The following is a 13,428-nucleotide window of genomic DNA, read 5'->3' as shown; positions in this document are numbered from 1 at the left end:
GAGCACGTCAAACCACGGGTGCCGCCGCGGCGTCATCGGCCGGCGGCACCCGCGGTCCGTTCCGTCAGGTCGTGTGGTGGACCTCCTGCAGCCCGTGGACGGGGGTCGGGATGCCCTCGTACCGGGCCTTCAGCTGCAGCGCCAGGTACAGCGAGTAGTGGCGCGACTGGTGCAGGTTGCCGCCGTGCATCCACAGGTTCTCGACCTGGGTGGGCTTCCACATGTTGCGCTGCTCGCCCTCCCACGGACCGGGGTCCTTGGTCGTCTCCGATCCGAGGCCCCAGCACTTGCCGACGCGGGCCGCGGTGTCCTGGTCGACGATGTCGGCCACCCAGCCGTTCATCGAGCCGTAGCCCGTGGCGTAGACCACGAGGTCGGCCTCGAGCTCGGTGCCGTCGGCCAGGACCACGGACGTCTCGGTCAGGTGGTCCACCTGGCCGTGCGCGAGCTTCACCCGCCCGTCCGCGACGAGCTCGGCCGCGCCGACGTCGATGTAGTAGCCCGACCCGCGGCGCAGGTACTTCATGAACAGGCCGGAGCCGTCGTCGCCCCAGTCGTGGTCGAAGCCCGCGGACTCCAGCCGCTGGTAGAAGTCCGCGTCCCGCTCGGCCATCTGCTCGTACAGCGGGATCTGGAACTCGTGCATGATCCGGTAGGGCAGCGAGGCGAAGATCATGTCGGCCTTCTCCGTGGTGACGCCTGCCTCGACGGCCCGCTCGGAGTAGAGATCGCCCAGGCCGATGTCCATGAGGGAGGCCGACTTCACGATGTGCGTGGAGGAGCGCTGCACCATCGTGACGTCCGCGTCGTTCTCCCACAGCGCCCCGCAGATGTCGAAGGCGGAGTTGTTCGAGCCGATCACCACGACCTTCTTGCCTGAGTAGGCCTCCGGGCCGGGGTGCTGGCTGGAGTGCTGCTGCTCGCCGGCGAAGACGTCCTGGCCCGGGAGCTCCGGGACGTTGGCCTTGCCCGACATGCCGGTCGCGAACACCAGCTGGGTGGGCCGCAGCTCGATGGACTCGCCGTCCCGCTCGACCGTCACGCTCCAGGTGCCGGCGGCCTCGTCGAACGTCGCCGACCTCACCGTGGAGCGCGACCAGTACGGCACCTCCATGACCCGGGTGTACATCTCGAGCCAGTCGCCCACCTTGTCCTTGGGTGCGAACACCGGCCAGTTCTTCGGGAACGGCAGGTAGGGCAGGTGGTCGTACCAGACCGGGTCGTGCAGGCAGAGGCTCTTGTAGCGCGAGCGCCACTGGTCGCCCGGCCGGTCGTGGCGGTCCACCACGAGGGCCGGGACACCGAGCTGGCGGAGCCGGGCGCCGAGTGCGATGCCGCCCTGTCCGCCGCCGATGACCAGCGCGTACGGCTGCGTGCCGTGCCCGAGGTCGGCCTCCTCGGCGTCCCGCTCCTCCTTCCAGGACAGCCTGCCCTTGGAGAGCTCGTGGCTGACGCCCTGGGGTCGGGTCTCGCCCTGGTTCTCCTCGTGGCCCTTCAGCTCGCGCAGCGACGTGAGCAGCGTCCACGCCCCCTCGTCGGTGAGGCGCAGGTGGCCCTTGCCGCGGCCGACGCCGGTCTCGAACGCGATCCAGGCCTCCACGACGCCGTCGGCCTCGGTGGCCGGCTCGGTGAGCGTGAAGGCGCTCGGGTCGACGCGGTCGAGCACGTCGTCAAGCAGCGTCTTGACGCCCGCCGGGTCCTCGACGGTGGTGATGTTCCAGGTGAAGGAGACGAGGTCGCGCCAGAAGCTGGTCGGCGCGAAGAGGGACGCCGCCCGCTCGGTGTCGCGTGCTGTCAGGGCGTCCTCGAAGTCGCGCAGCCAGGACTCGACGCGGGTCGAGGGGTCGGCGGGGTCGGTTGCGGTGGGCGGGTCCAGCAGCTCGGTCATGGTCTCTCCTCGGGTGTCCGTGGACCTGCAGGACACCGCCCCGCCGGGTGTCCCGGGAACCGTTGCACGATGTTGCAACGTGGCCGGGGTCACACTCGGGTCGGAGGTGGCGCCATGGCAGGCTTCGCGGCGGTCGGACCGGGGACCGACCTGGGTCGGCACGCGCAGGAGCTCGCCCGGGTCCGCGACGCCGTCCTCTCCGGGACGCGGTCGACGTCGCCCCTGCGTCCCGTGGTCGCACGGTCGTGGGCCCGCACCCTGAGCGCCGGCGTGCGGCCCGACGTCGCCAACGCCCGCGACCCGCTGAAGGTCGGCGAGGTGGAGCGCCGACGTCGGGACTCCCGCCTGCGTCTCGTCGTGGAGGAGCTGGCCTCGGTCGTCGAGCCCGTCGCGGAGGCCTCGCACTTCCTGCTCGTGCTCACGGACGCCGACGGCGTGATCCTGTGGCGGCGCGGTGCTGCTGCGGTGCGTCGCCAGGCCGACGCGCTCGGCTTCGAGGAGGGAGCGCTCTGGACGGAGGAGGTGGTCGGCACCAACGCGATCGGCACCGCGCTGGCGGAGCAGGCGCCGGTGCAGCTGTTCTCGGCAGAGCACTTCGAGCAGCACCAGCACCCGTGGTACTGCACCGCCTCGCCGATCCACGACCCGGTCACGGGAGATCTCCTCGGCGTGGTCGACGTGAGCGGTCCGGCGATGACCCTCCACCCGGCGGTCGTCGCGCTGGTCGGGACGGCAGTGCGCCTGGCCCAGCTGGAGCTGCGTCGTCAGCACGAGTCGAGCCTCGCCAGGCTGAGGGAGGCGACCGAGCCGCTGCTCACGGCCGCGGCGGGACCCCACCTCCTGGTCGACGAGCACGGGTGGGTGGCGCGCGCCGTCGGTGTCCGGGCCCCCGAACGGGTGGCCGCTCCGTGCGCCGGCCTGTCGCAGCGTGTGCTGGGCCTGGGTCTCTGCGTGCCCGAACGGCTGGGTGACGGGTGGGTCCTGAGGGCCCGGCCCGACGACGCCGTGGTGCGAGCCCGGCTGGTCGGCGGGGACCGTCCACTGCTGACGCTCGACCACGCGGGAGAGCCCTGGAGCGTGGGGCTCTCGGCCCGGCACGCGGAGGTGCTCCGGATCGTGGCGGCCGCCGGTCCCGCCGGCATCACCGCGGCGGGACTCGGCCGCGCCCTCTTCGGCGACGACGGCCACGAGGTCACCGCTCGCGCGGAGGTCTCGCGCCTTCGCCGTGTCGTCGGTGCGCTCGTGGAGTCCTCGCCCTACCGGCTGAGCGACGGGGTGGAGCTGCTGCACGGGTGAGGGGCGAGCGCGAGCGGGACCCCGCGCTCGTGTCGAGAATCGTTCCCGTTACTGTTCATGGGAATCGTTCTCGACTAGGGGAGTACCCATGCACTTGTTCCACCGATCCCGACTGCGCGCGGCCGCCGTCGTGTCCGCCCTCGCCCTGGGCGCCGCCGCATGTGGCGGCGGGGGAGGTGACGACGACACCGCCGCCTCCGACGTCGGCCAGCAGCTCTCCGGCCCGCGCCTCGTCCTCACCACCGACGAGGGTCTGCTCGTGCTGGACCGCGACTCACTCGAGCCCGTGGCCACGCTCCCGTCCGAGGGCTTCGTGCGGGTGAACCCGGCAGGCGACGACCGGCACGTGTTCGTGTCCACCACCGAGGGCTTCCAGCTGCTCGACACCGGGGTCGAGGTCGAGGCGCACGGCGACCACTCGCACTACGCCGTGGCCGGCAAGCCGCGCCTCGGGGAGACCTTCGAGGCGCCCGAGCCCGGTCACGTGACGGTCCACGACGGCACCACGCTGCTCTTCAGCGACGGCGCCGGCACCATCCAGGAGCTCGACACCGACGACCCGACCACCGTCGTGGACACCGTGGAGCTGTCGTCTCCGCACCACGGTGTCGCCGTGAACCTGGACGGCGACCTCCTGCACACCGAGGGCACGGCCGACGAGCGCTCGACCGTGGTGCTCCGTGGGGCCGACGGCACCGAGAAGGCCCGCACCGACGACTGCACGGGCGTGCACGGCGAGGCCACGGCAGCGGACGGCGTCGCCGTTGTCGGCTGCGAGGACGGCGTCGTGGTCGTGCGCGACGGCGAGATGACGAAGATCGACAGCCCGGACGCCTACGGCCGCATCGGCAACCAGGCCGGCAGCAGCAGCTCGCGCGTCGTGCTCGGCGACTACAAGGTCGACGCGGACGCCGAGCTCGAGCGCCCCGAGCGCATCAGCCTCGTCGACACCGAGTCCGACGAGATCCGCCTCGTCGACCTCGGGACCAGCTACTCGTTCCGGTCCCTCGGGCGCGGGGCAGCGGGCGAGGCACTCGTCCTCGGGACCGACGGGGCGCTGCACGTGCTCGACGCCGAGTCCGGTGACAGGCTCGACACGATCGACGTGCTCGAGCCGTGGCGCGAGCCGCTCGACTGGCAGAAGCCCCGGCCGACGCTGCACGTCGACGGTGACACCGCCTGGGTGACCGACCCGAGCACCAGGACGCTGCACGAGATCGACGTCGCGTCGGGTGCTGTCGTCGACTCGGTGACGCTGCCCGCCGTGCCGAACGAGATCGTCTCGGCCGGCTGAGGTCGGCGCAGACGTGGGGAGCGGTGGACGTCCGTACGACGCCCACCGCTCCCGGCGGACCCACCCTTGACGCGTGACGCGCGTCACTGTCACGCTCACCCTGCGCGACCGAGGGTGTCGCGCGATGGGGGAGTCGCCGATGTCCACGTCCATGCCCACGTCCTCGCCCGAGACCCGCACCGGATCGCCGCGTCCGCGCCGGTCACGGCGACTCAGGACACGCCTGGCCCTCGCCGCCGCCGCGGCCCTCGCGGGAGGGCTGGTCGCCGCGCCGCCGGCGTCCGCAGCCGACTTCTACACCCCGCCGGCCTCGGTGTCGGGCGCACCCGGCACGGTCGTGCGCAGCGAGCCGTCGCAGTTCTACCTCGACCCGTTGAAGCTGCTGAAGGCCCCGGCCGACGTCACCCGCGTCATGTACGTGAGCGGCAACGCCGACGGACCCACGGTGGTCACCGGCACGGTCCTGCAGCCGCGCACCCGCTGGATCGGACGAGGCGAGCGGCCGGTCGTGGCCTATGCCGTGGGCACCCAGGGCATGGCCGACCGCTGCGCGCCGTCCCGGCAGCTGGCAGCCGGCACCGAGTACGAGGGTGCCTTCATCAAGGGCCTGCTCGCGCGTGGCTACACGGTCGCGGTCACCGACTACGAGGGTCTCGGCACGCCCGGTGTCCACCCCTACGTCGACCCGCGGTCCTTGGGGCGCAACGTCCTCGACTCGGTCCGCGCCGCGCAGAGGCTCGGCATCGTCACCTCCACCGCACCGGTGCTGGTCTCCGGCTACTCCGAGGGCGGCAACGCGGCCGCGGGCGCGCTGGAGCTCGCGGCCGGGTACGCGCCGGAGCTGAGGCTCAAGGGCGGCTACGCCGGGGCGGTCCCCGCCGACCTCGCCCGGGTGGCTCCGAAGCTCGACGGCTCGCCGTACGCGGCGTTCCTCGGCTACGCCGTCGCGGCGCTCGACGACGCCGAGCCGCAGCTGGGCATCCGCGACCTGCTCAACGCGCGCGGCCAGGACTTCCTCGACCGCGTGCAGGACAGCTGCACCATCGACGGGGTCGCCTCGTTCGCCTTCACCCGCACGAGCGACCTCACGGTCGACGGTCGACCGATCTCGGCGTTCCTGAGCCGTCCGGACATCGCCGCGGCCCTGGCCGAGCGACGTCTCGGCTCGGCGCGGCCCACGGTGCCGAGCCTCGTCGCGCACTCGGGCCTCGACGACGTCGTCGACTACGCGCAGGGCCGCGACATGGCGCGCTCCTGGTGCTCCAAGGGCGCGAAGGTGCGGTTCCAGACGCTCGTGACGCCGACGCACGTCGGGGGAGCGGTCGCCGGGTTCCCGAACGCCTTCGCTTTCCTCGAGGGTCGGGTGGCGGGGACGCCGTTCCTGTCCACGTGCGGCCTCTTCTAGCGAAGACCTCGCACGGCCTCGACGCCCCGGTCGACCACCAGGTCGAGCGGGGCGTCGACGTCGATGGCCACGCCCGGCTCGTCGGGCTCCAGCGGCTCGAGCGTGTCGAGCTGGCTGCGGAGGAGGGTCGCCGGCATGAAGTGCTCCCGACGGCGCATCCGGGCGTCGAGCACGTCCACGTCGGCCACGAGGTGCAGGAACGCCACGGAGCCGGGCGGCTGGTCACCACGCAGCAGGTCGCGGTAGGTCCGCCGCAGCGCCGAGCAGCCGAGCACCGTGGGGATCCCTCGTGCGGCGTGGTCGGCGAGGATGCCCGCCAGCTCCTCGAGCCACGGCCGCCGGTCGTCGTCCGTGAGGGGCGTGCCCGCCGACATCTTCGCGATGTTGGCGGCCGGGTGGTGGGCGTCGCCCTCGACGTAGGTCATGGAGAGCCGGTCAGCGACGCGGCTGCCCACCTCGCTCTTGCCGGTGCCGGAGACCCCCATCACGACCACCTGCAGTGCGCCGGTCATCGAGCTCCCTCCCACGCTCTAGAGTCAGCGCCATGGTGACGGCACACTCCGAGGTCCTGGCCGACCTGGGTCCGCGCGTCGTCGACGGCCGCCTGGCGCCCGGTGAGTCCCTGACCCTCGACTCGATCAGTGCCGACTACGCGGTCTCGCGCACCGTGGCCCGCGAGGTCGTGCAGGTGCTGGCGTCGATGGGCCTGGTGGAGAGCCGGCGTCGGACCGGGGTGACCGTGCTCCCGGAGGACCGCTGGGACCACTACGCGCCCGCGGTGCTCCGCTGGCGGCTGGCCGGACCGGGACGTGCCCACCTCCTGCGACAGCTGTCGCAGCTGCGCGCGGCCGTGGAGCCGCCGAGCGCCGAGCTCGCCGCGCACCACGCCTCCGACGAGGTGCGGTCGCAGCTGCTCGACCTGGCCGACGACCTCGAGCGCACCGGCGCCGGCGGCGATCTCCGGTCGTTCCTCGAGCTCGACGTGACGTTCCACCGGCTGCTGCTCCAAGCGTCCGGCAACGTGATGTTCCAGGCCCTCGGGGGCGTGGTCGAGGAGGTGCTCCGCGGGCGGACCGACCACCATCTCATGCCGTCCGAGCCCAAGCCCGAGGCGCGTCGCCTGCACGCGGCCGTCGCGCGTGCCGTCGCCGAGCGTGACGGCGAGGCGGCCCGATCGGCCATGCACGCGATCTGCGCCGAGGTCGTCGCCCAGATGCGCGACGACTGACCGCAGGTCGCTGTCGGACGTGGTCATCCGACGAGGGGGTAGAGGGCCGCGGCGACCGCGAAGGCCGACACGCCCAGCGTCGTCTCCATCACCGTCCACGTGCGCAGCGTCGTCTTCTCGTCCATGCCGAAGAACCGGCTGACCAGCCAGAAGCCCGAGTCGTTGACGTGCGAGAGCACGGTCGCGCCGGCTGCCACCGCGGTGACCAGGAGCGCCACCTGCACGTCGGACAGGTCCGTGGTCTGCGAGGCGATGAGTCCGGACGCCGTGGTCAGCGCGACCGTGGCCGAGCCCTGGGCGACGCGCAGCGCCGTCGCGAGCAGGAACGCCTGCAGCAGGAGCGGGATGCCGAGGTCGCCGAGCGAGTCGGTGAGCGCGTCGCCGATGCCGCTCGTGCGCAGCACGCCGCCGAGCATGCCGCCCGCACCCGTGATGAGGATGACCGAGCAGACCGGCCCGAGCGAGGCGTCCAGCAGGCCCTGGGTCTCGGACAGCGTGCGACCGCGTCGGCCGATGGTCGCGATCGCGAGCATCAGCGTCAGGAGCAGGGCGACGGGCGTGTTGCCCAGCAGCACGAGGGTCTCGACCAAGGCGTTGCCCTCGGCCACCGTGCCGTTCGTGACGAGCGTCGTGAGCACCGTGTTGAGCCCGATGAGCACGAGCGGTACGAGCAGGATCGACAGCACGAGCGAGAACGGGGGCGGTGGGGCGGTGGATCCGGATCCGTCGTTCTGCTCGCCCATGAGGATGGTCGAGACCTCGACGTGGACGCGCTTGCCGACGTACCGGGAGAAGAGGTAGACGCCCACGTACCAGGCGACGACCGCGATCGGCAGGTTCACCAGCAGCACGACGCCGAGGTCGCCGCCCATGACCGTGCCGGCGGCGACGGGTCCCGGGTGCGGCGGCAGCAGGGCGTGCGTAGCGGCGAACGCGCCTGCAGCAGGGAGGGCGTACAGCAGGACGGAGCCACCGAAGCGACGCGCGACGGTCAGGATGATCGGGAGGAACACGACCAGGCCGGCGTCGAAGAAGATCGGCAGGCCGAAGAGGAACGCGGCGACGCCGAGCGCGAACGGGGCGCGCGCCTCGCCGAAGCGGGTGACCAGCGTGTCCGCGAGCACCTGGGCGCCTCCGGACGCCTCGAGCAGTCGGCCGATCATCACGCCGAAGCCGACCAGCAGGGCCACCGAGGCGAGCGTGGAGCCGAAGCCCGAGGTGAGCGCGAGAGGTACGTCGGCCAGCGGGATGCCGGCGGCCACGGCCGTCAGGAGGCTGACGAGCACGAGCGCGATGAACGCGTGCAGGCGCACGACGATGATGAGAACGAGGAGCACGGCGACCGCGACGGCCGCGATGAGCAGCAGGACGCCGGTGCTGTGCACGGGGGTGATGGGATCCATGAGGGTCTCCGAGGTCGGGAGCGGGGCGACCGGCGTGAGCCAGGTCACCCGAGTGTGCCGCAATGGTAGTACCAATGCAACGTCTCGTCCGCGACACGCTCCGTCGCGGGCCCGTCCACGGGGACGAGGCAGGTGCTGTCGCCCTCAGCGGCGCAGGCGCACCAGGTCCCCGAGCTCGGCGTCCGTCAGCTCCGTGAGCGCGCCCTCGCCGGCGTTCACCACAGCGTCGGCCAGGGCCCGCTTGGAGGCGATGAGCTCGGCCACCGACTCCTCGATGGTTCCCTCGGCGATGATCCGGTGCACCTGGACCGGCTTGGTCTGACCGATGCGGTGCGCGCGGTCCGTGGCCTGGTCCTCGACGGCCGGGTTCCACCAGCGGTCGTAGTGGATCACGTGGTCGGCCCGCGTGAGGTTGAGCCCGGTGCCGCCGGCCTTGAGCGACAGCACGAACACCGGCACCTCGCCCGCCTGGAAGCGGGTGACCATCTGCTCGCGGACCGGGACCGGGGTGCCGCCGTGCAGGAACTGGGCGTCGATGCGACGTTCGGCGAGGTGTCGGGTGAGCAGGTGGCCCATCTGGGCGTACTGCGTGAACACCAGGACCGCGCCGTCCTCGGCGATGATCTCGTCGACCAGCTCGTCGAGCATCTCCAGCTTTCCGGAGCGGCCCGAGAGCGTGCTCCTCGGCTCGCGCAGCAGCTGGGCCGGGTGGTTGCACACCTGCTTGAGCTGGGTCAGCAGCCGCACGACCAGCCCGCGGCGCTGCATGCCGTCGCTCGCCTCGATCTGCGCCATCGCCTCGCGGACGATCGCCTCGTAGAGCCCGACCTGCTCGCGGGTCAGGTGCACCCGGTAGTCCGTCTCGGTCTTCGGCGGGAGCTCGGGAGCGATGCCGGGATCGCTCTTGCGGCGCCGCAGCACGAAGGGACGCACGAGCCTGGACAGCTCGCCCGCGCGGTCGCGGTCCTGCCCTCGCTCGATGGGCCGCGACCAGCGACGACGGAACTCCTCGAGCCCGCCCAGCAGCCCGGGCGTGGTCCAGTCGAGGATCGACCAGAGCTCGGTCAGCCCGTTCTCGACCGGGGTGCCCGTGAGAGCCAGGCGCACGGGTGAGGGGATCGCTCGCAGCGCCTTCGCGCCGGCCGAGCGCTGGTTCTTGACGTACTGGGCCTCGTCGGCGACCACGACGCCCCAGCCGCGCTCGAACGTGGCCAGCAGGCGGGCGTCGCGTCGCAGGGTGGCGTAGGTGGTGACCACGAAGCCGTTCTCCACGCCGTCGAGGCTGCGTCCGGCGCCGTGGTGCCGGCGGACCTCGACGCCGGGGGCGAAGCGTCGGATCTCGCGCTCCCAGTTGCCCACGACGGACGCCGGGCAGATGACGAGGGTGGGGGCGGGCTCGTCGCCGGCCTCGCGGGCGAGGTCCTCCAGGTGCAGGTGCAGCGCGATGAGCATGACCGTCTTGCCCAGGCCCATGTCGTCGGCGAGGATGCCGCCGAGCCCGAGGTCGACCAGCTGGGCCATCCACCGCAGCCCGTCGCGCTGGTACTCACGGAGGGTCCCTGCGAGCCGGGGCGACGGCTCGACCGGGTCGCGCGACCCCTGGTGCGCGAGGCGCTGACGCACGTCGTCCAGCCAGCCCTCGGTGTCGACCTGGGTGCGGACGTCATCGACTTCGACCTCGCCCGTGACCGCGGCCCGCAGCGCCTCCAGTGCCGTGATCTCCTGGCTGCGGTGCTCGAGCATCGCCCGGGTGCGGGCGGGGTCGACGAGGACCCAGCGGTCGCGGAGCTGGACGAGCCCGTGCTGGGACTCGGCCAGCATGTCGAGCTCGGCGGAGGTCAGCGTCTCGTCCCCGAGGGCGAGGTTCCAGTCGAAGCGGAAGACCTGCGCCCGGGCGAACGCCCGCGGGCGGTCGTGAGGCATCGCCTCGCCGACGCGGCGCACGGTGGGGCGGGCGTCGAGCTCGCGCACGAGGCCGTCGGGCCAGAGCACCTCCATGCGGTAGGCGCGCAGCAGGCTCGAGACACGGGTGCGTCCGAGCTCGCCGATCTCGGCCGCGGTCACGGGGACGGAGCCGGTGTCCAGACGGCCGAGCAGGCGCGTGAGGACCGGCCACGCCGCGGCCGCCGTGGTGATCAGGGTGCGCACGCCGGGCCGGGACCCCGGTCCGAAGTGGTGGTCCTCCTTGCGCCAGATCTCCGCCACGTCGACCGCGGCCCAGGCGGCGTCGAGCGGCTTGACGCGCAGTCGCACGTCCGCGACGGGTCGATCGGGATTGTCGGAGTCCTCGGCCGCACGGAAGGTCACGACGAGCTGGCCGCTGAAGTGGCGCGGCCGCACGGGCGCGCGCTCCACCAGGGGCGGAGGCGCGACGCCGTCGCGCGAGGTCGCCGAGGCGGAGCTCCCGGGGCGTCCGGGAGTGCCGGCGCCGAGATCCTGCGGCTGGGTCGCGACGGCGGGCGCGTCGACCGCCAGGGCGGACAGGAAGCCCCGCACCTTGGCCTGCGCCGAGGCCGGGTCGGGGCCGATCGCGCGGGCTGCGTCCTGCAGCTGGGAGGCCGCGGTCGAGTCGGGAGCGGCCAGCCGGCCGGAGGCCATGAGACGCAGGGCGAGGATGGCCGGCGTGGCCCAGGCGCGCACCGAGGCGTCCGCGTTCATGGTCCGGATGCCCTGACTGAGCGCGCCGATGGCCTCGGTCGCCGTGACCCGCTGCTCGCCGTCCGGAGCCCGGAACACGAAGCGCGAGTCGGCCGGGTCCTCGGCGACCTCGAAGTCGACCGGATGCCTCAGCAGCAGCCTGAGGTCGGTGGTCGTGGGCATCCGACCATTGTCCCTCACGGCCCCAGCGCGTCGTGCAGGGCGTCCATGGTGACCGTCGGGTCAGTCGATCTGCAGCTCGCCCATCGGTCCCCATCCGTCGACCGGGACCTGGTGGCTGATGATCTGGGGCGTCGAGACCAGCAGGGGGCGCATGGCCTCCAGGCCGGCCGCGAAGTGGTCGCTCGACACGTGCGCCTCGGCGGCGTCGTCCTCGAACCCCTCGACCAGCACGTAGGTGTGCTCGTCCTCGAGGCTGCGGGACCACTCGAAGAAGAGGTTCCCCGACTCGGCGCGCGTGGCCTCGGTGAACGGTCCGACCGCCTCGGGGAACGTCTCGGCGTGCTCGGGTCGCACGGCGAACTTCACGACGATGAGGATCATGGGGGTCCTTTCGGAGGAGGTGGGTCCGGATCGACCCTAGGTCGCGTCGGCGAGGTCCGCAGCCTGCGCGCTCCCGGGGTGCGGTGAGACAGTGGTCGGGTGCGCGCTGCCCTCGTCCTGCTCTCGTTGCTCGCGCTCGCGGGTGCCTGCACGACGGCGCCCGGCGACGACGACCGCCCGAGCGGAGGTACCTTGGGTGGCTCGCTGCCCACCCTCGCGCCGCCTCCCGAGGTCTGGCCCGCGGGGGAGTGGGACCGCGACGAGGCCGGCCGGTGGGACGAGCTCGACGCCGCCGCGGCATCGACCGGCAGCACCTGTGTCGCCGTGGTCGAGGACGGCACGCTCGTCCACCGGTGGACGGCGCCTGGCGCGACGGCGCGCACCGCTGGTCCGGTCTACTCGGTCACCAAGTCCGTCACGGCCCTGCTCGTCGGCATCGCCGTCGACGACGGGCTCCTCTCGCTCGACGACCGGACGGCCGAGCACGTCCCGCAGTGGCGGGGCGGGCCGTCGGCCGACGTGACGGTCGAGCAGTTGCTGTCCATGACGTCGGGTCGGCGGTGGAGCTACGACGTCGACTACGGGCGGATGATCCGTCGCGAGCCCGACAAGACGGCGTTCTCGCTCGGTGTGGGGCAGGAGCACCCGCCCGGTGAGCACTGGGAGTACGACAACATGGCCGTCCAGGTGCTGGCGGCGGTCCTGTCCTCGGCGACGGGTGGAGACGTCGAGGGCTTCGCGCGGGAGCGACTGCTCGACCCGCTCGGGCTGCGTGACACGACGTGGGACCGCGACCCGTCGGGCGCCACCACCACGTACTCCGGCATCCGCTCGTCCTGCGACGACCTGGCGCGGATCGGCCTGCTCGTGGCCCGTGACGGCCGCTGGGACGGCGGACGGATCGTCTCGGCCGACCTGGTGCAGCGGCTGACGGGCACGTCCTCCAGCGACCTCAACGCCGCGTACGGCGGCCTGTGGTGGATCAACGCCGAGGGCCGGGTGCAGACGATCGAGCGGGCCGCCGGCTTCGGCGCCGACCGGCCGCCCACCACGGGCCGCCTGGCGCCGGACGTGCCGGCCGATGCCCGGTGGGCGATCGGCTACGGCAACCAGATCCTCGCCGTGGTGCCCTCGCGCGACGTCGTCGCGGTGCGCATCGGCGCCCGCCCGTCCTCGCCGGACGACCTCGGTGCAGCCGACCTCACGTCGCGGGTGCTGGCCGCTCTGGCGTGACCAGCCGGACGGGACTCAGTCCCGCAGCTCCTCGGGGACCTCGGGCTCCGCGGCCTGCGCCTCGGCGACCTGACGGTGCACGTCGTCCATGTCGAGGTCGCGCACGGCCTGGATCACCTGGTCCAGCGCGGGCGCCGGCAGGGCACCGGGCTGGCTGAAGACGAGGACGCCGTCGCGGAACGCCATGAGGGTGGGGATCGACGTGATGCCGGCGGCACCGGCGAGCTCCTGCTCGGCCTCGGTGTCGATCTTGCCGAACGTGACGTCCGGGTGCTGGTCGCTGGCGGCGTCGTAGACGGGAGCGAACTGGCGGCACGGGCCACACCAGGAGGCCCACCAGTCCACGAGGGTGATGCCGTCGGTCGTGACGGTCTCCTCGAAGCTCTTGGCGGTGAGGTCGACGGTCGGCATGGTGATCCTCTCGAAGGGTGCGGTACGTCGGTGTCAACAGCCGTGCCCGGGACGACATTCCCTGTGATC

At 72.7% G+C, this 13,428-nt stretch carries 11 protein-coding genes; 5 read left to right on the top strand and 6 right to left on the bottom strand.

Translation table 11 applies throughout. The features are described 5' to 3' along the window. Positions 1–64: 64 nt before the first annotated feature. Positions 65–1,888: an NAD(P)/FAD-dependent oxidoreductase gene (locus ASF37_RS01520; protein WP_056578669.1), complete on the bottom strand. Its 1,824-nt coding sequence runs from the start codon at positions 1,886–1,888 to the stop codon at positions 65–67. Between the two features lie 114 nt (positions 1,889–2,002). On the opposite strand from ASF37_RS01520, the gene ASF37_RS01515 reads away from it, so the two are divergent. The 3 genes from ASF37_RS01515 (at position 2,003) to ASF37_RS01505 (ending at position 5,883) form a co-directional block, all read left to right on the top strand. Beyond that, positions 2,003–3,184, top strand: coding sequence for a GAF domain-containing protein (locus ASF37_RS01515; protein ID WP_056578666.1), 1,182 nt, complete (start codon positions 2,003–2,005; stop codon positions 3,182–3,184). 88 nt (positions 3,185–3,272) lie between these two features. Then, positions 3,273–4,478 (top strand): hypothetical protein, encoded by a 1,206-nt coding sequence (locus tag ASF37_RS01510; RefSeq protein WP_056578663.1) that lies wholly within the window; start codon positions 3,273–3,275, stop codon positions 4,476–4,478. A gap of 73 nt (positions 4,479–4,551) precedes the next feature. Beyond that, positions 4,552–5,883 carry a lipase family protein gene (locus tag ASF37_RS01505; RefSeq protein ID WP_200914540.1) on the top strand — a complete coding sequence of 444 codons (1,332 nt, stop codon included), beginning with the start codon at positions 4,552–4,554 and terminating at the stop codon, positions 5,881–5,883. On the opposite strand, the gene ASF37_RS01500 is transcribed toward ASF37_RS01505, so the two are convergent. Then, the gene (locus ASF37_RS01500) at positions 5,880–6,395 is read right to left on the bottom strand and encodes a gluconokinase (RefSeq protein ID WP_055967763.1); all 516 of its coding nucleotides are present in this window, start codon (positions 6,393–6,395) and stop codon (positions 5,880–5,882) included. The genes ASF37_RS01505 and ASF37_RS01500 overlap by 4 nt on opposite strands. Positions 6,396–6,427: 32 nt before the next feature. On the opposite strand from ASF37_RS01500, the gene ASF37_RS01495 reads away from it, so the two are divergent. Then, a complete protein-coding gene (locus tag ASF37_RS01495) occupies positions 6,428–7,111 on the top strand; it encodes a FadR/GntR family transcriptional regulator (RefSeq protein WP_055967765.1) in 684 nt (227 codons plus the stop codon). Positions 7,112–7,134: 23 nt separating this feature from the next. Here the strand turns inward: ASF37_RS01495 and ASF37_RS01490 are convergent, their stop codons facing one another. The 3 genes from ASF37_RS01490 to ASF37_RS01480 form a co-directional block, all read right to left on the bottom strand. Then, positions 7,135–8,514, bottom strand: coding sequence for a GntP family permease (locus tag ASF37_RS01490; protein WP_056579149.1), 1,380 nt, complete (start codon positions 8,512–8,514; stop codon positions 7,135–7,137). Between the two features lie 144 nt (positions 8,515–8,658). Then, positions 8,659–11,334: a DEAD/DEAH box helicase gene (locus tag ASF37_RS01485; RefSeq protein WP_082495494.1), complete on the bottom strand. Its 2,676-nt coding sequence runs from the start codon at positions 11,332–11,334 to the stop codon at positions 8,659–8,661. Positions 11,335–11,394: 60 nt separating this feature from the next. Continuing rightward, positions 11,395–11,715 (bottom strand): putative quinol monooxygenase, encoded by a 321-nt coding sequence (locus tag ASF37_RS01480; RefSeq protein WP_055967767.1) that lies wholly within the window; start codon positions 11,713–11,715, stop codon positions 11,395–11,397. A 99-nt stretch (positions 11,716–11,814) separates the two neighbouring features. Between ASF37_RS01480 and ASF37_RS01475 the strand changes: the two genes are divergently transcribed. Then, complete coding sequence (locus tag ASF37_RS01475; protein ID WP_056578661.1) at positions 11,815–12,948, top strand: serine hydrolase; 1,134 nt, start codon at positions 11,815–11,817, stop codon at positions 12,946–12,948. Positions 12,949–12,963: 15 nt separating this feature from the next. On the opposite strand, the gene ASF37_RS01470 is transcribed toward ASF37_RS01475, so the two are convergent. Continuing rightward, positions 12,964–13,359, bottom strand: a complete 396-nt coding sequence (locus tag ASF37_RS01470; protein ID WP_055967775.1) for a co-chaperone YbbN — start codon at positions 13,357–13,359, stop codon at positions 12,964–12,966. Positions 13,360–13,428: the final 69 nt, after the last annotated feature.

It is taken from the genome of Aeromicrobium sp. Leaf289, from assembly GCF_001423335.1.
In the GTDB taxonomy this organism is placed as follows: Bacteria; Actinomycetota; Actinomycetes; order Propionibacteriales; family Nocardioidaceae; genus Aeromicrobium.
The sequence above is the reverse complement of the archived record's forward strand: the minus strand, read 5'-3'. Positions and strand labels throughout refer to the sequence as shown.